The organism is Vibrio tetraodonis (genome assembly GCF_003350295.1).
In the GTDB taxonomy this organism is placed as follows: Bacteria; Pseudomonadota; Gammaproteobacteria; order Enterobacterales; family Vibrionaceae; genus Vibrio; species Vibrio tetraodonis.
This window is the reverse complement of the sequence record NZ_QLYY01000011.1, coordinates 139,103-159,890: the sequence shown is the minus strand read 5'-3', so window position 1 is coordinate 159,890 and position 20,788 is coordinate 139,103. Positions and strand designations below refer to the sequence as shown.

Below are 20,788 nucleotides of genomic sequence, written 5' to 3'. Positions count from 1 at the left end.
TTTAGGCTTCTGCTTTTTTATCACGAGCAAGCAAATCTCTTGCAGCAAGGTGCGCATCTTTACCTTGATACAACACTTGGTATATTTGGTCAACGATTGGCAGTTCAACCCCTACCCTTTTTGACAGTAACCATACTTCTTTAGTGTTACGATATCCTTCAACTACCTGACCAATCTCATCCTGTGCCACTTGCACCCCTTTACCTTCTCCTAATGCCAGCCCAAAACGGCGGTTACGAGACTGGTTGTCGGTACAAGTCAAAACCAGATCACCAAGTCCAGCCATGCCCATAAACGTCTCAGCTTGAGCTCCAAGCGCTGTGCCAAGTCGAGTCATCTCAGCAAGTCCTCGGGTGATCAGCGCGGTGCGAGCATTGGCACCAAAGCCTATCCCATCAGACATGCCAGCACCAATTGCAATCACATTCTTAACCGCGCCCCCAAGCTGCATGCCGATAAAATCGCTATTGGCATACACTCGAAAGGTCTTACTGCAATGTATCTGGTCTTGAAGATCTGTAACAAAGTCTTGATCGGGTGAAGCAACGGATATTGCTGTAGGCATACCCATTGCTAACTCTTTGGCAAACGTCGGCCCAGATAGAACGGCTAAAGGATAGGTATCGCCAATAATTTCTTTAGCAACATCTTGAAGCAAACGCCCTGTCTCAGGTTCAAGTCCTTTGGTTGCCCAGCACAATCTAGAATCAGAGCGAAGGTGAGGGTGAACTTTAGCTAGTACATCAGAAAATACGTGGCTTGGTACGACAACAAGCAAGTCCCGACTAGCTTTTACCACCTTTGCCAAATCAGGCTCTATTATCAGAGACGAAGGGAATTCTATTCCTGGCAAAAAGGCATGATTGGCTCGATCAGATTGCAAGCGTGCCATATGCTCAGGATCATGCCCCCACAGCATCACATGCGCACCATTTCGTGCCAATGATATCGCGAGTGATGTTCCATAAGAGCCCGCACCAAGTACCGCCATGGCTATATTTTTACTGTCGTTATTCATGCTGTGTGTGTCTGTCATGAGTGTACCTGAGTCCTATTAAAGACTATGACGCCATAGACTTGGGTCGTTAAATTAAATATTTATCCTGATAGTAAATAGGTTATCAGAAGCTAAGCAATATTGTACGTCGCAAATGAAAAATGCACAGTGCATATCGATATGATTGCTCTGTGCATTTTATTTAACGTTAGGGCTTTTTGTCCCTGTCATCGTTTTTGATGATTAAGCTTCCGCTTTACCTTCTTCTTGAGCTTGCTGCTGCAAGTAGTTCATGAACAAGGCGTCAAAGTTAACAGGCGCAAGGTTTAGCTGCGGGAAAGTACCTTTAACCACTAGGCTTGAAATAGTTTCGCGCGCATATGGGAAAAGGATATTCGGGCAGAACGCACCTAAACAGTGAGCAAGCTGACCTGACTCCATTTTTTCTGCTGTGAAGATGCCGCCCTGCTGAACTTCACACAAAAATGCCGTTTCTTCAGCATTTTTAACTGTCACAGTCAAGCGAAGTACAACTTCGTACACTCCCTCACCAAGCTCACGGCTTTGAGTATCTAGGTCAAGCTTTACATCTGGCTGCCAATCTTTTTGAAACATACCTGGAGAGTTAGGCGCTTCAAAAGACACATCTTTTAGAAAGATACGTTGAATTGCGAAGTTTTGAGCTTCTTGTTGTGGTGCTGCTTCAGCCATTTTAAAATCCTTTGTAATCGAGTTGTCTACTTTAGACTTAAAGAGAGGTTTACTCACGAACTCAGTGATAATTATGAGCTCACGCCTCTCAAACAAACGCTACGATATCAAGCAACGTCTAAAACCATTGAAAATTATTTTTTGCCTTTCACCAAGGGTAGGTTTGCTTCATTCCAAGCAATAAGGCCATTCTTAAGTAGACTGACATTTTCAAATCCACCTTTTGCAAGAAGATTCGCACTTTCTTGCGATGATTGGCCTGTCTGGCATACCACGATAATTGGGTTAGATTTCTGATTTTCAAGTTTACCCAAGTTACCAGCTTTAATATCAGAAGGTAAAATGTGAACTGCGTCCGTAATATGACCCTTTCGGAAGTCTTCTTTACTGCGAATATCAACCACAACGCCTTGCTCTCGATTCATCAAATATGTGGTCTGTGAGGCGGTAATTTCTCTGTAAGCTGCTGTGCTTGATTTCACTATGTTCATGATAAGGGCAATCAATATGCCTACCCAAACCAAAGAAAGGATCATATTTTCTTGAAAAAATGCGATGTACTCTTGCATGTCCTGCGCTCTTCGATACTAGAGCCGCTAATCGACAGCGGCTCTGAAATGTAAATTTAGACTGGCAGTATAACGAGGATGTCCTCGCTTAGCGAGACATAAGCTAGAGAATCACGCTCTATCGAAAGGAAAAGCCAATACTTGCTCGATGTGATCGGCCTGATTTGCCAACATCATTAATCGGTCTATGCCCAAAGCAATACCTGCGCACTGAGGCAAACCAGCCTCTAATGCTTCAAGTAATCGATAGTCAATCGGCTGTTCGGGCAGGCCTAAAGATTGTCGCATGCGATTATCATCTTCAAAGCGCTTTAGCTGTTCAGCCGCACTATCTAACTCATGAAAGCCATTCGCCAGTTCTACCCCTTTAAAATAGACCTCAAATCGCTCAGCAACTCTAGGGTCTTGCGGGCTAATTTTAGCCAATGCCGCTTGCGATGCAGGAAAGTTATAGATAAACACTGGCTGATCCTGACCAATCTGAGATTCAACACCAAGATTAAATAGCAACTGAAGTAGCGTGTCTCGATTTGTCTCCTCCTTTGCAATATCACCAAGTCCTAGAGCACACGCACTTTCTTTTAACTCAGTCATCGGAGCTTCTAAAGGACATATACCTAATTGACTTAAAAATGCCTGTTGGTATGTCATGCGGTAGGTTGATTTTACTTTGAGAGTCACTTTAAGTAGCTCATCCATTTCATCCATTAACTGATGATGGTCAAAGCCAACCCGATACCACTCCAACATAGTAAACTCAGGGTTATGGTAACGCCCGCTTTCTTCATTCCTAAACGCTTTACAAATCTGATAGATACATCCGCTTCCAGAGACCAATAGGCGCTTCATGTGAAATTCTGGACTAGTCATCAAATACAAAGCTTGCCCATTGGCATAATTGGGACCAACAAATTTAGTTTTGAAAGTATGCAAATGCCTATCTGTTACTGTGGCATGACTTAAGGCTGGGGTATCCACTTCCAATACTGCACGATCAGCAAAAAACTGACGTATCTGACCAAATAATTTGGCCCTCAATTTAAGCAACTCAAGCGACGCCGCAGGTTGCCAAGGTGTGTGCATGTCTGACTACTCATGTGTATAAATAAAGTGAGATGGGAAACTATCATCTTTACTTGAATTTGCAAGTTTAGACCACTTGTAAGTGAGTTTTAATGACTAACTAATCAACACGTGATTTATCTCGCCGACAAGAAAAAGGTTGGCCTTAGCTTTTTTTATTCAACCTTAGCGTATCTTGGGGATGGACAAGTGAAGTAAAAGTATGCCGTGACAGCCCTCACATTACGCGCATTTTTCACTCAAACCTCCTGACTACCTGAGCAAAAACCTAAATGCATCAATATTTGCTTTATGCCTGTCTTTTACACTAACCCTAGCCTTTTTAAGGTTTTCTCTATTGACAATAACAGGCGGTTCACTCCGCCGATTCCTACCGGAGGGTAACTGTGAAAACCATCACCACAGATATCGCAGTCATTGGTGCAGGCGGCGCCGGTCTTCGTACTGCCATTGCAGCCGCTGAAGCAAACCCAGACTTAGACATTGCACTGATCTCTAAGGTTTACCCTATGCGCTCACATACAGTGGCGGCAGAGGGTGGCTCAGCAGCAGTTATCAAGGATGAAGACAGCTTAGACAATCACTTCAACGATACCGTAGGAGGAGGAGATTGGTTATGTGAACAGGATGTCGTTGAATATTTTGTAGAAAACGCAACTCGTGAAATGATCCAAATGGAGCAATGGGGCTGTCCTTGGAGTCGTAAAGCAGACGGTGAAGTCAACGTGAGACGCTTTGGCGGCATGAAAGTCGAACGAACTTGGTTCGCGGCCGATAAAACTGGCTTTCATATGCTGCACACCCTATTTCAAACCTCAATTAAGTATAAAAATATTAGAAGGTTAGATGAGTACTTTGTTGTCGACCTGCTTGTTGACCAAGGTGAAATACAAGGACTGGTTGCGATTCGGATGTCAGAGGGTGAACTCATCACCATCAAAGCCAAATCTGTTGTGTTAGCCACAGGCGGAGCTGGCCGTGTTTACCACTGCAATACTAACGGCGGTATTGTGACTGGGGATGGTATGGCGATGGCTTACCGCCACGGTGTTCCATTGCGAGATATGGAGTTTGTTCAATATCATCCAACTGGCTTACCTGGTACAGGTATTTTAATGACTGAAGGTTGCCGTGGTGAAGGGGGGATCATAGTCAATAAAAATGGTTATCGATATTTACAAGATTATGGCATGGGGCCTGAAACACCTGTTGGCCAGCCAAAAAATAAATACATGGAACTGGGTCCTCGCGACAAGGTTTCACAAGCCTTTTGGCATGAGCAGCAAAAAGGCAACACCATCAAGCATTCTCTTGGAGACGTCGTCCACTTAGATCTGCGTCACTTGGGCGAAGATTACCTTCAAGAACGATTACCTTTTATCTGTGAGCTCGCTAAAGCTTATGTCAATGTTGACCCAGCAAAAGAGCCAATACCTATCCGTCCAACCGTCCATTACACCATGGGTGGAATCGAGACAAACCCAAACTGCGAAACTCGGATTAAAGGCTTATTTGCTGTTGGTGAATGTGCATCAGTAGGGCTTCATGGCGCAAATCGTCTCGGCTCTAACTCATTGGCTGAGTTCGTTGTATTTGGCCGAGTTGCTGGTGAGCAAGCAGCCAAACATGCGACCAATTTCAAAGGTTGGAACCAAGCATCCATATCTCAACAAGTTCAATCTATCGAAAAGCGCCTCACCGACTTAATCAACCAAGAAGGTGATGAGAACTGGGCTGAAATACGCAATGACATGGGCCATGCGATGGAAGCAGGCTGCGGCATTTACCGTCAATATGATTTGATGCAAGCAACCATAGATAAGATTGCTGAGCTTAAGGAGCGCTTCAAACGTGTGAGTATAAAAGATAAAGGGAAAGTATTTAACACCGACCTGCTGTATGCAATTGAAGTTGGCTATGGCTTAGAGGTGGCTGAGGCCATGGTGCATTCGGCCTTTCTACGCAAAGAGTCGCGAGGCGCCCACCAGCGCCTCGATGATGGATGCACTGAAAGAGATGACATCCATTTTTTAAAGCACTCACTCGCTTTTTACCGCCAAGACTCAGAGCCTCACATTGATTACAGTGACGTCACTATTACCAAATCACAGCCCAAAGCTCGTCTATATGGCGAAGCAGCCGAAAAAGTAGCAACACAAGAAAATGAAAAATCAGTACAGGAGGGCGTCTAATGTCTGAAAATCGAATCCAAAAAGTAGAGATTTTGCGATACGATCCTGAGCAAGACACAAAACCACATTGGCAAAGGTTTGATGTTCCCTTTGATAACACCATGTCTACCTTAGATGCGCTCGGTTACATCAAAGATAATTTGGACAAAAACCTCTCCTATCGATGGTCATGCCGAATGGCGATATGCGGCTCTTGTGGCATCATGGTTAACGGAGTGCCAAAGCTGGCATGTAAAAGCTTTTTGCGTGATTACCCAGACGGCATCAAAATTGAACCATTGGCTAACTTCCCAATTGAAAAAGATTTGATCGTCGATATGACGCCTTTTATCGAACGACTCGAAGCAATAAAGCCGTATATCATTGGTAATGACCGTAAACCTGAAGACGGAACCAATAAACAAACCCCAGAACAAATGGCCAAATATAAACAGTTTGCCGGATGCATTAACTGCGGATTATGTTATGCGGCCTGCCCTCAATTTGGCCTCAACCCAGAGTTTATCGGGCCTGCTGCACTCACTTTAGCCCATCGCTATAACCTAGATAGCCGGGACAATGGTAAAGAGCAGCGTATGGCGATGATTAATGGTGCTAACGGAGCTTGGGGATGCACTTTTGTCGGTTATTGTTCTGAAGTATGCCCCAAAAACGTCGATCCTGCGGCCGCAGTCAACCAAGGCAAGGTCGAATCATCGATGGATTTTGTTATTGCAATACTTAAGCCCGACGGCAAATTAACAGCGAAGGAGGCCTGAGGATGAGTAATCGAAAACCTTATGTCCGAGAAATGACCCCAAGTTGGTGGAAAAGTCATCCCTTCTACCGCTTCTATATGTTGAGAGAAGCAACCGTTTTGCCCTTAGTTTTATTTACTATTTTTCTGCTGATTGGCTTAGGCTCGCTAGTCAAAGGTCCTGAAGCATGGCAAGCGTGGCTTGAGTTTATGGCAAATCCTATTGTTATTTTGATTAATATCGTTGCGTTAATCGGCAGCCTTTTTCATGCACAAACCTTCTTTAGCATGATGCCTCAAGTGGTGCCTATTCGGCTCAAAGATAAGCTCATCGACAAAAAGCTTATCATAATGGCTCAATGGACAGCCGTGATATTTATTTCCCTAATTGTACTTGTTGTAATTTAAGGAGCCATGACTATGAAGCCGAATTTTTCAGTAAATACCGCTCCTAAACGCTCCGATGAACCAATCTGGTGGAGCTTGTTTGGTGCTGGAGGAACATGGTTTGCAATGGTGACTCCAGTAACCATTCTTGTGTTGGGAGTCTTGATTCCCATGGGTGTCATTGATTCAGAGGCATTAGATTATCAACGCGCCAAAGACTTTAGTAGCAGCTTGATAGGCAGGTTATTTATCATCGCTACTTTGGCTCTACCCATGTGGCACGCGATGCATCGCATTCATCATGGTATGCACGATCTCAAGATCCATGCAGGATTGACTGGTAAAATAGCCTGTTACGCCTTTGCAGGGTTAATCTCAGCCTTGGCGGTGATATTTATCATAATGCTGTAGCCAGCGTATAGACTTGCACCCCATGCATAAGGGGTGCAGAGATAAAGGAACTTAATCTCGCCACTCTTACTCAATAAAAGTGGCGATGTCTTCGAGCGCTTTTTTGTTTAATGCGTGCTCTGGTATGGTGGCGTCTTTGTCTGGATAACCCGTCACTATTAACATATAGGGTCTATCAACATCTGGATCGCGACCGCATATACCAGTCAAAAAGCTCATGGGCTTAGGTGTATGGGTTAGCGTTGCCAGCCCTGCATTATGTAACGCTTGGATCAGGAAGCCAGTCGCAATCCCTACCGATTCATGCACATAGTAGTTCGCCTGCTCACCATCATTAGCCAACCCACCCTTTTTCTTCGAAAATACAGCGATTAGCCAAGGCGCCTTCTCCAAATATGGCTTATCTGCATCGGTACCTAATGGTTTTAACGCATCTAGCCACTCTTGACCCGCTCGTCCTTGATAAAACGTTCGCTCTAACTCTTCTGCGGCTTGTCTAATCTGCCCTTTCACTTGACCGCTGTAAATCGCAACAAAATGCCATGGCTGGTGATTCGCACCACTTGGAGCCGTCCCTGCGGCGCGTATACAGTTTTCGATAATGTCTTTAGCAACAGGTCGGTCTGAAAATTTACGAATTGAGTGGCGACGTTTTAGCTGCTGATAATTTTTCTTAGCGCGAGCAGACATTTCCTCAGCCGGAAATTCGATAAAGTCATCAAGTGGGTAGTGAGATTCTAGAGGCGACATACGGTTTCCTTACACTATGAATGTCAATCCACTATAGCGATTCACTTTTTTGCTGCATAGACAAAGAAGTGTCAGAGAGAGACACTGAGAGTCAGAGCAACTTTTATCAATAGATACAGGAAAGGAAAAAGCCGATCTTGTGATCGGCTTTACTCGCGAATAAAGGCTGCGTAAATAGGCTAGAGGATAAAACGACTCAGATCTTCATCTTCTATGGTATCGCCTAGCTTTTCTTTTACGTATTGCGCATCGATGTTCATCTTTGAACCAGCTTTGTCCGTTGCTTCAAAAGAAATTTCATCCATTAAGCGCTCCATCACGGTATGCAAACGGCGAGCACCAATATTTTCCGTCGTTTCATTCACTGTCCAAGCAGCTTCAGCTATTTGAGCGATGCCATCTTGAGTAAACTCAATGTCCACTTGCTCGGTTTTCATCAAGGCCACGTACTGCTCCGTTAGTGACGCTTTTGGCTCAGTGAGAATACGTTTAAAATCATCGCTAGAAAGCGCTTCAAGCTCAACACGGATGGGTAAGCGACCTTGTAGCTCTGGGATTAAATCTGAAGGCTTAGCCACTTGGAATGCACCTGAGGCAACAAACAAAATATGATCCGTCTTCACCATACCATGCTTAGTGGAAACAGTACTGCCTTCAATTAATGGTAGCAAGTCTCTTTGAACACCCTCACGAGATACATCCGGACCAGAGCTTTCACCGCGTTTACAGATTTTGTCGATCTCATCAATAAATACTATGCCATTATTCTCAACGTTAAAAATGGCCTGCTCTTTTAGCTCTTCCTGATTCACCAATTTGGCCGCTTCTTCTTCAGTCAGCGTCTTAAAGGCGTCTTTAATTTTTAGCTTGCGCTTTTTCTTAGTATCACCAGCCAAATTTTGGAACATACCTTGAAGCTGGTTTGTCATTTCTTCCATGCCAGGAGGAGCCATAATTTCCACCCCCATTTGCGGGGCTGCAACATCAACTTCAATTTCTTTGTCATCTAACTTACCTTCACGCAATTTCTTACGAAAAGTCTGACGAGTGTTGGAGCTTTCCTCCGTTTGCTCATTTTGTCCCCAAGCATCACGTGCTGGTGGTAAAAGAGCATCAAGAATTCGCTCTTCCGCTTGCTCTTCAGCGCGGAATTTAACCTTTTCCATCGCTTGTTGGTGAGTCATTTTTATTGCTACATCAGTCAGGTCTCGAATGATGGTTTCGACTTCTTTACCAACATAACCAACCTCTGTGAACTTGGTCGCCTCAACTTTGATGAAAGGCGCGTTAGCCAGTTTGGCAAGGCGACGCGCAATTTCCGTTTTGCCTACACCTGTTGGGCCAATCATAAGAATATTCTTGGGAGTAACCTCAACGCGCAGACTCTCTTCTAGTTGCATTCTTCTCCAGCGATTACGCAAAGCGATGGCAACTGAACGTTTAGCCTTGTCTTGGCCAATGATATGGCGATTAAGTTCGTGAACAATTTCGCGCGGGGTCATTTCAGACATAATCCAATTCCTTAAATTCTATAACCACTATCTTTGTTTATTCAGCGTTAGCTTCTGGAGTTTCTAGTTCTTCGATAGTGTGATACTGGTTAGTAAATACACAGATGTCGCCTGCAATTTTCAAGGACTTCTCTGCAATTTCACGTGCGTCCAACTCAGTATTCTCCAATAATGCTGTCGCAGCGGCTTGAGCGAAATTGCCGCCTGAACCAATCGCAATCAAATCGTTTTCTGGCTGAACAACATCACCGTTACCTGTGATAATAAGCGAAGCGGTTTCGTCTGCCACTGCCAATAGAGCTTCCAATTTTCTTAGCGCTCGATCGCTGCGCCAATCTTTGGCAAGCTCAACTGCGGCTTTGGTCAAGTGACCTTGATGCATTTGTAGTTTGCTCTCAAAACGCTCAAAGAGAGTAAACGCATCGGCCGTACCACCAGCAAAACCAGCCAACACTTTATTATTGTATAGGCGACGAACTTTACGTGCGTTTCCTTTCATTACAGTGTTACCCAGCGATACCTGTCCATCACCTGCGATAACGACTTTATTATTTCGGCGTACAGATACAATAGTAGTCACGAGTGGACCTCATCATTATTTTAATTCCAATGTTAGACAGTATATGAGGTTATTAAATGACAAATTCAAGGGAAGAGTGTGTATCCTCAAATAATCCCAGTCTAATTTGAACCACATCGATACCAGCAGTTTGCTGGGCACGATATGTGTGGTCTTCTCACTATTATCCGTTTTAAAACATATAATTATATTTTTAAAACAAATAACAGCCATAGATGATAAAAGAATAATTTACTGAGAGTCTTTCCAAATGGCACAAGGTTCAATTTTCGCTCGTTGTAGCTTGTGTTTATCTCTTTCAGCATCTCTTTTTAATTTATATGGGCCAAGAACAACTCGATACCATTTACTGCCCTCTTTCTTACGTATTTTGCTATTTAGGCCTTGGAACGCGATATCGAGCTTACGGGCTTCAGCCTGCGCTGCATTGGTATAAGCCCCACACTGCATTATGTAGGGGATTTCAGACACTACTTGCTCTTTTGCCGTTACTTCAATTTCCCGATTAGGTAGGGATTCAACGTAATCCCACTTCTCCTCAGGAGGAGCTGGTAAAATCTTCTTAGGTTTAGGTTTTGGCTTAGTCTGCTTAACGACAGGCTGGGGCGGTTCTGGGTCATTACTCAATGTATAAAGCCCATAGCCGAAGATACCGACCAAGAGCACAGCAAGGAGACCACTTCGCCATGGTTTTCTTGATGGGGATTTTTTGGACGTTGTTTTTTTGCCGCCATTACCGCGACCGCGTTTTACGTAATCTCTATTTGCCACTGCTATAAGTCAATGTCTATTACCTCTATCGCTATGGTAATCCAGATTGTCCTGCGATGACAGGGAGGAAATGGAAGCGACACATCAAAATGCATCGCCCATTGATAAGATAAATCATTTAGACAATGTGAATACACCGTTAGAATAAGCACCTATGCTAGCGGTGTATGTAACCATTACTCTCTAGCAACTTCTTGGCGGTGCAACACTGTCTCTCACGATTAGTTGAGTTTCAAGTAGTCGTGAGCCCGCACGAACATCGTGACCACGCAATAGATCCAACATCATCAACATAGCTTGACGGCCTATCTCATAACGTGGCTGAGAAATCGTCGTTAATGGTGGATCGCAATATTGAGCGAAGTGAATATCATCAAAACCCACCACAGACAAATCTTGAGGAACACGCAAACCTAATTTTTTCGCCTCTTGGATCGCCCCTATTGCCATTGCGTCATTATGGCAAAAAATAGCAGTCGGCGGCTCAGGAAGAGAGAGTAGCTGTCTGACGGCCTTAGAACCATCTTCAAAAGAAAAACGGCCTTGAATGCAATAGTTCGGATTCATTGTGATCCCAGCCCGGCGGAGTGCTTGTTGGTAACCTTGATGGCGGAACTGACATAAGACAGCCGATTCTGGACCAGAAACCTGAGCAATACGTTTATGACCCATTTGAGTCAAATAGTTTACCGCTTCAAAAGCAGAAGTAAGATTGTCGATATGTACGGTTGGTAGCTCAAGTTCAGGGGCAAACTCGCATGCCATTACCATAGGAGGCAAGTTTTTTTGCTCTGGTTTACTCACATCAAAAGGCAAGTCGGTACCAAGCAGTAACATGCCATCGGCTTGCTTGGTAAAGACTAAATTAACAAAAGAACTTTCGCGTTTTTTCTGTTGTCCACTGTCACCAAGTAACACGATATAACCATGCTCCACAGCCGCATCCTCAATACCTCGAATAATCTCGGTATAATAGGGATCGCAGATATCAGGAATAATCGCGATGATGGTTTTAGATTCATTTCTACGTAAATTCCGTGCCAGAGAATTAGGTGAATATCCTGCCTCTAACACCGCATCCTCGACTCGCTTCCTTGTGGCTGAAGATACTTTTTCCGGATTCATTAGCGCACGCGATACAGTCGCAGTTGAAACGCCAGCCAGCTGAGCAACATCCTTCATTGTCGCCATAAATTTATTACCCTCTTTATTTTCCAAACATGGTAGCGGCCTCGCTACCTTAATCGATAGTGATGGACTGCCCTCCATCAAAACGACTATCTTCCAGACAAATCGTTTATCTACCGCGTATCATTAAAATAAATTATTAAAATCAATTCATAGTTTATTCATTTCAGCGCAGAATATTACGGGGTGATTAACAAAAATCAGACTAGCTTCGAGATGTGAATCACAATTAAATGAAAAAGCTGAAATCAGCTTAAATCTTGCGGCTCAATATCAATCGACCAACGCACTTTTTTCGAATTCGGTAACAAATTGATCGCTGGCTTTGCACTGAAAAGTAGTTTTTGCATGATGGGACGACTTGTCGTCTGTAGCATGAGTTGCCAGCGATGCTTACCTGCCCTTTTAGCTTGCGGCGCTGGAGTAGGCCCAAGAATCTGGCAATGTTCCTTAAAAAGAGGGTGTACTTCGAGAGTGAAACGCACCTGACGTAAAAAATCTTCAACCAACTGGACTTGATTCGCCTCCGCACGGAATAAAGTTAAAAACGAATAGGGTGGCAAATGTGAGCCTTTTCGTTCTTGCAATGCCAACTCAGCAAAATACCGATAGCCTTTGGTAAGCAAGGTTTGCAGTAGGCTATGCTCAGGGTGATGAGTCTGAAGTATCACCTCCCCTTGTTTACTGGCACGCCCTGCCCGACCCGCGACTTGAATAAATAATTGAGCCAATCTCTCGGGTGCCCTGAAATCACTGCTGTAAAGAGAACCATCAACGTCCAGTAAAGCGACAAGAGTCACATCAGGGAAGTGATGTCCCTTGGCCAGCATTTGAGTTCCAATAAGAATCTGAAACTCCTTTTTGCTGATTGAGTTTAAGGCGGCTTCTAAGCTCCCTTTTCGTCGAGTGCTATCGCGATCAATACGTATAGTTTTAAAGTCAGGAAAAAGCGCCAATAACTGCTTTTCCAGCTGCTCAGTCCCAACGCCAACTGTTACTAACTGGGAAGAGCAGCAATTGGGGCATTGCCTGATAGTTGCTTGCTGAGAACCACAATGGTGGCAACGAACTTCATCAGTCGATTGATGATAGGTATAATAAGCATCGCAACGCTTACACTCTGCTATCCAACCACAATCATGACACATCAAGGCAGGAGAATAGCCTCGGCGATTGAGAAATAGCATCACCTGATTGCCTGATTCAAGATGTCTTCGCATGTCAGCAATCAAAGCTGCAGAAAGTCCGCTATCTAAATATTGACCTTTAACATCAATGACTTTATTGACCGTAGGCAAAGCTTTTCCAGCACGCGTCGACAGTATCAAATGATGGTATTTGCCAGACAATGCATTGTGCAACGTTTCCAAAGCTGGGGTCGCTGAACCTAACACAATGGGAATATTCTCTTTACTTGCTCGCATAACAGCAACATCACGCGCATGGTAGCGCAGGCTGTCCTGCTGCTTGTAGGAAACATCATGCTCTTCATCAACGATGATAATGCCAAGATCAGCAAAAGGAGTCATCAAAGCAGAGCGAGTACCGATAACAATTCCCGCAATTTTATCTCTCGCACTTAACCATGCGTTTAGCTTTTCACTATCGTTTAAGCCTGAGTGAATCACCTCAACAGGAAGGCTGAAACGTTTCCTAAAACGCTTGATGGTTTGTGGCGTCAACCCAATTTCTGGCACCAAAACTAAAGCCTGCTTACCAGCCTCAAGCACTTGCTTTATAAGGTTAAGGTAAACTTCTGTTTTACCAGAGCCCGTCACTCCCTCGAGTAAAAAGCAGCCAAAGCCTTGGTGATTATTTACGGTAGCAATAGCAATGGCTTGCTCTTGGTTGAGTTTTGGCTTGTCAACTTGCGCTTCAACATTATCGGGCAAATTAAACTTTGGTATACATTCGACTGATTCAATCCATCCCTTCAGCTCTAACTTTTGTAAAACGCTGGAAGTAATGTTCTGATCAATGAAATCTTGATGAAAAGTAGGACCACAAGAAAGGGTTTCCATCACCTGAGCATGTCGAATGGCACGCCCAAATCCACGCGTGAGTTGTTCACGACCTTGCAACGTTAAATGCCACTCAATTGATGGGGTAAAAGCGGCTGGTTTTCCTTTACGTAACTGAGCAGGTAAAGCGTTAAATAAGGTCTCACCCAGTGGATACTGATAAAACTGACTGCACCAAACAAGCAGTTCGTACAGGTTACCTTGCCACACAGGCTCAGTATCCAATACCTGTTTGATCGTTTTAAGCTTGTCAAAATCGAAATCAGACCTGTCGTCCAATTCGGTGACCAAGCCAATCATTGTCTTCGGCCCAAACGGCACCGACACCCTGCCACCAACAACTGGATTTACACCAGGAGGGATCTGATAGTCAAACTGCTTATCTATAGGGACAGGCAAGGCTACTCGGACAATCGTCGGGCGCATATCGAATTAACACCAACTCAAAAAAACCAGTCTAGTCTATGTGAAAACCGCCCGACGGGAAAGAAACACCGTCTACTTGATTAAATTGGTTCTAGTCTGCGGTTAAAAAAGTAGCATTTTCACACGTAAATCGGTTGATCATAGATCAGCTATTGATTAGAATGTCGCGCCTTAGTGATATGGCTTGCATGGTCAAGCGGTGTCCAAGGTAAAATTTTATTAACTTACGTGTGGTGTCCGGCATAGAATCGGATAGCGACACGGCCTATATTTAGAGGTTTTCCATGAAAGTTGGTATCCATCCAGAATACAAAGCAGTTAAAGCAACTTGTTCTTGCGGTAACTCTTTTGAGTTCAACTCAACTCTAACTAAAGAGTCAATCCACCTAGATGTATGTGACAAATGTCACCCATTCTACACTGGTAAGCAACGTATCGTTGATACTGGTGGCCGTGTTGATCGCTTCAACAAGCGCTTTGGTGCTCTTGCTTCTAAGAAGTAATTTTGTCTTAGAGGTAAAAAGGACGCTGTGGCGTCCTTTTTTGTTTGCTGTCACAGCCCAGCTCAATAGCAGTTACATACAATCATTCAGTTGAGCTATCTCTCACTATCTGGTCTTATCTCCTATCATTTAACCAGATTTGTTAATTTAGCTTGCTCTCTCGCCTTTGCAGCTTGACTGACTTAATCTAGAATGACTTTCCCTATCTAAATTATTATTAAAATGAGTGTCTACCCCCATGTCCGATGACAACAACCAAGTACTTTCTCCTGAAGAGCAATTTCGCCAGCAAGCCTTGGATTACCATGCCTACCCAACGGCAGGCAAAATTTCTGTAGAGCTATCAAAACCTGCAGAAACCGCCGGTGACCTATCGCTAGCATACAGCCCAGGTGTTGCTGAGCCTGTGCGTGAAATTGCTCAAAATGCTGAGAATGTCTACAAATACACAGCAAAAGGCAATATGGTTGCTGTTATCTCAAACGGCACTGCCATTTTAGGCCTTGGTAACTTAGGGCCTCTTGCTTCAAAACCTGTAATGGAAGGGAAAGCGCTATTATTCAAACGCTTTGCAGGTTTAGATTCAATTGATATCGAAGTGAAACACCGCACCATTGAAGAGTTCGTTGATACTGTTGCCAACATCGCTGATACCTTTGGCGGCATAAACCTAGAAGACATCAAAGCTCCCGACTGCTTTGAAATCGAAAAACAGCTTATTGAACGCTGTGATGTGCCTGTTTTCCATGATGACCAGCATGGAACAGCCATTGTCACTGCTGCAGGCATGCTTAACGCCATTGAGTTACAAGGGAAGAAACTCGAAGACGCCACTATTGTGTGTTTAGGTGCAGGTGCAGCGGCGGTTGCCTGTATGGAGCTCTTGATAAAATGTGGAGCTATGCGAGAAAAGATTTACATGCTTGATCGCAAAGGAGTAATTCATACTCGTCGTGATGACCTTAACCAATACAAACAGTTGTTTGCCAACAACACAGATAAACGCACTTTAGAAGATGTGATTGAAGGTGCGGATCTCTTCCTTGGGGTTTCTGGGCCAAACCTGCTTGAACCTGAAGCGCTTAAGTTAATGGCAGACAAGCCGATTGTATTTGCTTGTTCTAATCCAGATCCTGAAATCAAACCAGAGCTTGCTCATCAAGTGCGCAACGATCTCATCATGGGAACCGGACGCAGCGACTACCCTAACCAAGTCAACAATGTATTGTGTTTCCCATTTATATTCCGTGGCGCTCTAGATGTAAGAGCGAGCGAAATTAATGACGCGATGAAGCTGGCCGCGGTAGAGGCTATTCGAGATCTAGCTAAAGAAGCCGTGCCAGCTGAGGTGTTAAAGGCGGCTGGAGTCGATAAACTAGAGTTTGGACCAGAGTATATTATCCCTAAGCCTATGGATCCTCGCCTGTTGCCAAGAGTCGCCAAAGCAGTCGCAAATGCCGCTGTAGAATCAGGCGTTGCTCGTATCGATATGCCAGACAACTATATGCAGTAATAGATGATGCTGCTTTGAAAAAAAGCCGCTGACTTCCCAGTCAGCGGCTTTTTCTATTCTAGATATAATGAAATGACGATTAGCCTATCGTGTGATTGATCTAAACATTGGCAACGCAAATATCTTGTTCTGGCTAGTCGTCATCATAAGATTCAAAAGCGATGCCCATCTCAGTCATCAATTTTTTCACTTCAGCTGGAATATCATCGGGGCGATCTTTTCTTAAGTCTTCATCCGTTGGTAGCGGCTGACCAGTATAGGCATGCAAAAAAGCCTCACAAAGCAGCTCACTATTGGTCGCATGGCGCAGGTTATTAATTTGACGACGGGTACGTTCATCCGTTAATACCTTTAGTACTTTCAGTGGGATAGAAACTGTTATCTTTTTTACTTGCTCACTTTTCTTCCCATGTTCAGCATACGGGCTTATGTATTCACCGTTCCAATCTGCCATTGCGCACCTTTATGTTTGATTATGTATAAAATTACAAAAGGTAATTTTAGCGGGATTTATGGCCACAAGCAAAGACATATAGACGTCTAGATATATTGACGTCCAAAACAACTCAAGGTAAAGTAAAAAGAGTTGATTGGAATAACATATCTCTAACATCCACGAAAAGGTATAGTGTTATCTCCAAAGAGGTCACTACTGTTCGAAAGGAAACACTTATGAGCCGCCGTAAAACAGCCACAATTGCAGTGCGTACAGGTATAGAGTCAGATACTCAGCATCATGCTGTCGTGCCGCCTATCTATCTCTCGACAAACTTTGGTTTTCCCGCCTTTGGCGAGGTGCCCAAATATGACTATACACGTTCAGGCAACCCTAATCGTGGACTATTAGAGCAGGCTCTCTCTGAATTAGAATCTGGCGCTGGCGCCGTAGTCACCAATTGCGGCACTTCAGCGCTTAATTTATGGGTTTGCACATTTCTTGGGCCGGATGATCTTATTATTGCTCCACATGATTGTTATGGTGGAACCTATCGATTGTTCAACACCCGCGCTCAAAAAGGAGATTTCAAGGTTCTTTTTGTTGATCAATCAGATACTCAAGCCCTAGATTTGGCCCTTGAACAAAAACCCAAGCTCATCCTTTTAGAAACACCATCAAATCCACTGGTGCGCGTCGTAGATATTGCACAGGTGTGTGAGAAAGCGCATCAAGCAGGCGCAAAGGTAGCCGTAGATAACACCTTTTTAACCCCCATATTCCAAAAGCCGTTGGAACTGGGCGCAGATTTCGTGATTCACTCCACCACAAAATATATCAATGGTCATTCCGATGTGATTGGTGGTGTCATTATTACAAAAAATGAAAAGGATAGTGAAGATTTAGCTTGGTGGGGCAATTGTATTGGCGCGACAGGTACACCTTTTGATAGCTATATGACCTTACGCGGAATCAGAACTCTTGCAGCTCGAATGAGAGTCCATGAAGACAGTGCTAAGCACATTTTGGCCTATCTGAGATCGCAATCTCTAGTTGGAAAAATCTATCATCCTAGCTTGCCAGAGCACCCAGGCCATGAGATTGCTAAGAAACAGCAATCAGGGTTTGGTTCTATGCTCAGCTTTGAATTTTCAGGAAGTTTTGAGCAGCTCAAGTATTTCGTTGGCGAGCTACAATTATTCTCTTTGGCTGAATCTCTCGGAGGTGTAGAGAGCCTTATTTGTCACCCAGCCTCTATGACTCACAGAGCCATGGGAGAAGAAGCACTAGAAAAAGCAGGGGTATCACAGCAACTATTGCGCTTATCAGTTGGGTTGGAAGATGCAGATGACCTCATTAACGATTTGGAGCAAGCATTTAATAAAGCCAAGGAGTCGCATCAATGAATCCATCGCGACAATTACATAAATTTGGCGGAAGCAGTCTCGCAAATCCAGAGTGCTATCACCGAGTCGCCAAGATACTAAAAGAGTACTCCAACCCCGATGATCTCATCGTCGTCTCAGCAGCAGGAAAGACAACCAATCGCTTGATTGAGTTCTTGGATGCTCTAAACAAAGATGGCCGTATCGCTCACGAAATCCTGCAATCCCTGAGGCAGTTCCAAACCCAGTTGGTCACAGATCTATTGCAAGGCGAGTTACAAAACGAGCTTATCTCAGCTCTAAATGATGAATTTAGCACCCTAGGAGAGCTAATAGCGCCTTTAAGCGCCGCTCAAAGAGCTTCAGTGCTTGGTCATGGAGAAACATGGTCGGCACGCTTGCTTGCAAGCTTACTCAATCAAAATGGAATGCCCTCAGTTGCTCAAGACTCTCGAGCATTTCTTCGCGCACAAGCTGGAACTCAACCAGAGGTGTACAGAGGCGACTCCTACCCTTTGCTCAAAGAGATACTCGCCCAACACATCAATCATCGTATTATTATTACTGGTTTTATGGCTCAAGATGAGCAAGGCCATACTGTGTTGCTCGGTCGAAATGGTTCCGATTACTCAGCAACCGTCATCGGCGCTTTAGCAGAAGCGTCGAAGGTCACCATATGGAGCGATGTAGCCGGTGTCTATAGCGCAGACCCTCGTTTAGTTTCCGATGCCTGTCTGCTGCCTTTGCTTCGCCTTGATGAAGCCAACGAGCTCGCACGCTTAGCTGCCCCAGTGCTGCATAGCCGCACCCTACAACCTGTCGCCCAAAGCTCGATGGATCTTCACCTTCGCTGTAGTTATGACCCGGAAGCTGGTTCAACTCGTATCGAACGAGTGCTAGCTTCTGGACGAAGCGCTAAAATCATATCTTCTCTGGATGAAGTGCTACTCATTCAGCTTCATTTTTCGACCGGGCATGACTTTGAAAGGCTCAAACAAGAAGCATTGAGTGGTTTAAAACGCGCTCAGCTTGAGCCTCTCACCTATGAAGTCCAAGAAGACCAACAAACTCTTCGTTTAGCCTACACGTCCGAAATTGCCGGTGGCGCATTAGAGTATCTGCAAGATGCCGCTATCGAAGCAGAAATCAAACTCAAAGAAGGCTTTTCTCTAGTTGCTGCAGTTGGGGCTGGTGTGACCAAAAATGCCAACCATTGCTACGGTTTTTATCAGAAGCTAAAGTTGGCCCCTGTTGAGTTCATCGCCGAATCTCAATCAGGTTTGAGCTTGGTGGCTATATTGCGCAGCACTCAGACCTCAGACTTAGTCAAATCTATTCATAGCCAGCTCTTTCAGGCACAAAAACGGGTAGGTATCGCTCTATGTGGAAAAGGGAACATAGGTTCAAGTTGGCTTGAGCTATTCGCCAAACAAAAAAGCAAGCTTGAAAAGCGTCACGGAATAAGCTTTGAGTTAGTCGCCATAGTGGATAGCCAGAACTACTGGTTCTGCCCTAAAGGCATTGATCCAACTAGTGTGAATGATCACTACGAAGAAGAGGCAATAGAATACCAGGGAGATGAGTGGGTTCAAAAACTCGGCTCTATTCAAGGTTATGATGAGGTCATAGTGCTGGATGTCACCGCCAGTCAACAACTTGCCAATCGCTATGTGGACATTGCGGAACAAGGCATGCACCTAATCTCAGCCAATAAGGTGGCTGGCTCAGCGTCTAGTCAATACTACCACCAAGTGCAAAGTGCATTTGCCAAGATTAATCGACACTGGTTCTATAACGCCACTGTGGGAGCTGGACTACCAATTAACCATACCGTAAGAGACCTATGCCAAAGCGGCGATGATATTCACGCATTATCAGGCATATTTTCCGGCACACTCTCTTGGCTATTTCAACAGTATGATGGCAGTGTACCTTTTGCAGAATTGGTTGACCTTGCTTGGCAGCAAGGACTCACAGAACCGGACCCTCGCTGTGACCTCGATGGCTCAGATGTGATGCGAAAACTGGTCATTCTTGCTCGAGAAGCAGAGCTCGACCTTGAACCTGAATCAGTCAAAGTAGAAAGCTTAGTTCCACCAGAGCTCGCCAATTTGTCACTCGATGCATTCCTCGAACAAGGGCAAATACTCAGCGAACGGATGGCAGAACGGCTAAACCACGCTCAAAGTGAAGATAAAGTGCTGCGCTATGTTGCTCGGCTAGGAAAAAATGGCTCAGCTACTGTTGGTATTGAAGCGCTTGATAAAAACCATGCGCTGGCCAGTTTATTGCCATGCGACAACGTTTTTGTCATAGAGAGTAAATGGTACAAAGATAACCCTCTGGTGATAAGAGGCCCAGGAGCAGGTCGAGAGGTTACCGCCGGAGCCATACAGTCTGACCTCAATTTACTGGCCAGTTTACTCTAAATTATCACGCAGCCATTGGCTGCGTTTTTATTGCGCAACGTAAAGCCCTCATGTTGAAAAGGACTAATATTAAACTTGAGAAAAATTCATGATGGCACAGTTGACTTTAAGCCCTATTCATTACATGATTTAGACATATAGACGTCTAAACGTAAATTTGAAGAATTTGTATTTTTGTGGTCATGCGAC

Annotated in this window: 19 protein-coding genes; 8 read left to right on the top strand and 11 right to left on the bottom strand. The window is 44.4% G+C overall.

What is annotated here, in order from left to right:
- Position 1 precedes the first annotated feature (1 nt).
- The 4 genes from gpsA to epmA all read right to left on the bottom strand — a co-directional run bounded on the left by gpsA (position 2) and on the right by epmA (position 3,360).
- Positions 2-1,036: an NAD(P)H-dependent glycerol-3-phosphate dehydrogenase gene (gene gpsA / locus DPF90_RS08910; protein WP_114785984.1), complete on the bottom strand. Its 1,035-nt coding sequence runs from the start codon at positions 1,034-1,036 to the stop codon at positions 2-4.
- A 204-nt stretch (positions 1,037-1,240) separates the two neighbouring features.
- Positions 1,241-1,708: a protein-export chaperone SecB gene (secB, locus tag DPF90_RS08905; protein ID WP_114785983.1), complete on the bottom strand. Its 468-nt coding sequence runs from the start codon at positions 1,706-1,708 to the stop codon at positions 1,241-1,243.
- A gap of 134 nt (positions 1,709-1,842) precedes the next feature.
- Positions 1,843-2,277 (bottom strand): rhodanese-like domain-containing protein, encoded by a 435-nt coding sequence (locus tag DPF90_RS08900; protein ID WP_114785982.1) that lies wholly within the window; start codon positions 2,275-2,277, stop codon positions 1,843-1,845.
- Positions 2,278-2,388: 111 nt separating this feature from the next.
- Entirely contained in the window at positions 2,389-3,360 is a 972-nt protein-coding gene (epmA, locus tag DPF90_RS08895; protein ID WP_114785981.1) for an elongation factor P--(R)-beta-lysine ligase, read from the bottom strand.
- Between the two features lie 386 nt (positions 3,361-3,746).
- Between epmA and frdA the strand changes: the two genes are divergently transcribed.
- Genes frdA through frdD form a run of 4 tightly spaced genes read left to right on the top strand, consistent with a single transcriptional unit; the run spans position 3,747 to position 7,086 of the window.
- A complete protein-coding gene (gene frdA / locus DPF90_RS08890) occupies positions 3,747-5,552 on the top strand; it encodes a fumarate reductase (quinol) flavoprotein subunit (RefSeq protein WP_114785980.1) in 1,806 nt (601 codons plus the stop codon).
- Positions 5,552-6,310, top strand: coding sequence for a succinate dehydrogenase/fumarate reductase iron-sulfur subunit (locus tag DPF90_RS08885; RefSeq protein ID WP_114785979.1), 759 nt, complete (start codon positions 5,552-5,554; stop codon positions 6,308-6,310). The genes frdA and DPF90_RS08885 overlap by 1 nt, the downstream gene beginning before the upstream one ends.
- A 2-nt stretch (positions 6,311-6,312) precedes the next feature.
- Positions 6,313-6,696, top strand: coding sequence for a fumarate reductase subunit FrdC (frdC, locus tag DPF90_RS08880; protein ID WP_114785978.1), 384 nt, complete (start codon positions 6,313-6,315; stop codon positions 6,694-6,696).
- Between the two features lie 12 nt (positions 6,697-6,708).
- Positions 6,709-7,086: a fumarate reductase subunit FrdD gene (gene frdD, locus DPF90_RS08875; protein ID WP_114785977.1), complete on the top strand. Its 378-nt coding sequence runs from the start codon at positions 6,709-6,711 to the stop codon at positions 7,084-7,086.
- A gap of 66 nt (positions 7,087-7,152) precedes the next feature.
- Here the strand turns inward: frdD and DPF90_RS08870 are convergent, their stop codons facing one another.
- The 6 genes from DPF90_RS08870 to priA form a co-directional block, all read right to left on the bottom strand.
- On the bottom strand, positions 7,153-7,836 hold the full coding sequence (locus DPF90_RS08870; protein WP_114785976.1) for a nitroreductase family protein: 684 nt from the start codon (positions 7,834-7,836) through the stop codon (positions 7,153-7,155).
- Between the two features lie 179 nt (positions 7,837-8,015).
- Positions 8,016-9,347, bottom strand: coding sequence for an HslU--HslV peptidase ATPase subunit (gene hslU, locus DPF90_RS08865; protein ID WP_114785975.1), 1,332 nt, complete (start codon positions 9,345-9,347; stop codon positions 8,016-8,018).
- 37 nt (positions 9,348-9,384) lie between these two features.
- A complete protein-coding gene (gene hslV / locus DPF90_RS08860) occupies positions 9,385-9,927 on the bottom strand; it encodes an ATP-dependent protease subunit HslV (RefSeq protein WP_114785974.1) in 543 nt (180 codons plus the stop codon).
- 231 nt (positions 9,928-10,158) lie between these two features.
- On the bottom strand, positions 10,159-10,698 hold the full coding sequence (locus DPF90_RS08855) for an SPOR domain-containing protein (RefSeq protein ID WP_114785973.1): 540 nt from the start codon (positions 10,696-10,698) through the stop codon (positions 10,159-10,161).
- 183 nt (positions 10,699-10,881) lie between these two features.
- Positions 10,882-11,889 (bottom strand): DNA-binding transcriptional regulator CytR, encoded by a 1,008-nt coding sequence (cytR, locus tag DPF90_RS08850; protein WP_114785972.1) that lies wholly within the window; start codon positions 11,887-11,889, stop codon positions 10,882-10,884.
- A 245-nt stretch (positions 11,890-12,134) separates the two neighbouring features.
- Positions 12,135-14,333: a primosomal protein N' gene (gene priA / locus DPF90_RS08845; protein WP_114785971.1), complete on the bottom strand. Its 2,199-nt coding sequence runs from the start codon at positions 14,331-14,333 to the stop codon at positions 12,135-12,137.
- A gap of 284 nt (positions 14,334-14,617) precedes the next feature.
- Here priA and rpmE point away from each other — a divergent pair, with 284 nt between their 5' ends.
- A complete protein-coding gene (gene rpmE, locus DPF90_RS08840; protein ID WP_114785970.1) occupies positions 14,618-14,836 on the top strand; it encodes a 50S ribosomal protein L31 in 219 nt (72 codons plus the stop codon).
- A 238-nt stretch (positions 14,837-15,074) separates the two neighbouring features.
- Positions 15,075-16,349 (top strand): malic enzyme-like NAD(P)-binding protein, encoded by a 1,275-nt coding sequence (locus DPF90_RS08835; protein ID WP_114785969.1) that lies wholly within the window; start codon positions 15,075-15,077, stop codon positions 16,347-16,349.
- Between the two features lie 133 nt (positions 16,350-16,482).
- On the opposite strand, the gene metJ is transcribed toward DPF90_RS08835, so the two are convergent.
- Complete coding sequence (gene metJ, locus DPF90_RS08830) at positions 16,483-16,803, bottom strand: met regulon transcriptional regulator MetJ (protein WP_114785968.1); 321 nt, start codon at positions 16,801-16,803, stop codon at positions 16,483-16,485.
- A gap of 218 nt (positions 16,804-17,021) precedes the next feature.
- On the opposite strand from metJ, the gene DPF90_RS08825 reads away from it, so the two are divergent.
- Both DPF90_RS08825 and DPF90_RS08820 read left to right on the top strand, forming a co-directional pair.
- Positions 17,022-18,191, top strand: a complete 1,170-nt coding sequence (locus tag DPF90_RS08825) for an O-succinylhomoserine (thiol)-lyase (protein WP_114785967.1) — start codon at positions 17,022-17,024, stop codon at positions 18,189-18,191.
- Positions 18,188-20,599: a bifunctional aspartate kinase/homoserine dehydrogenase II gene (locus DPF90_RS08820; protein ID WP_114785966.1), complete on the top strand. Its 2,412-nt coding sequence runs from the start codon at positions 18,188-18,190 to the stop codon at positions 20,597-20,599. The genes DPF90_RS08825 and DPF90_RS08820 overlap by 4 nt, the downstream gene beginning before the upstream one ends.
- The last annotated feature ends 189 nt before the right edge of the window (positions 20,600-20,788 follow it).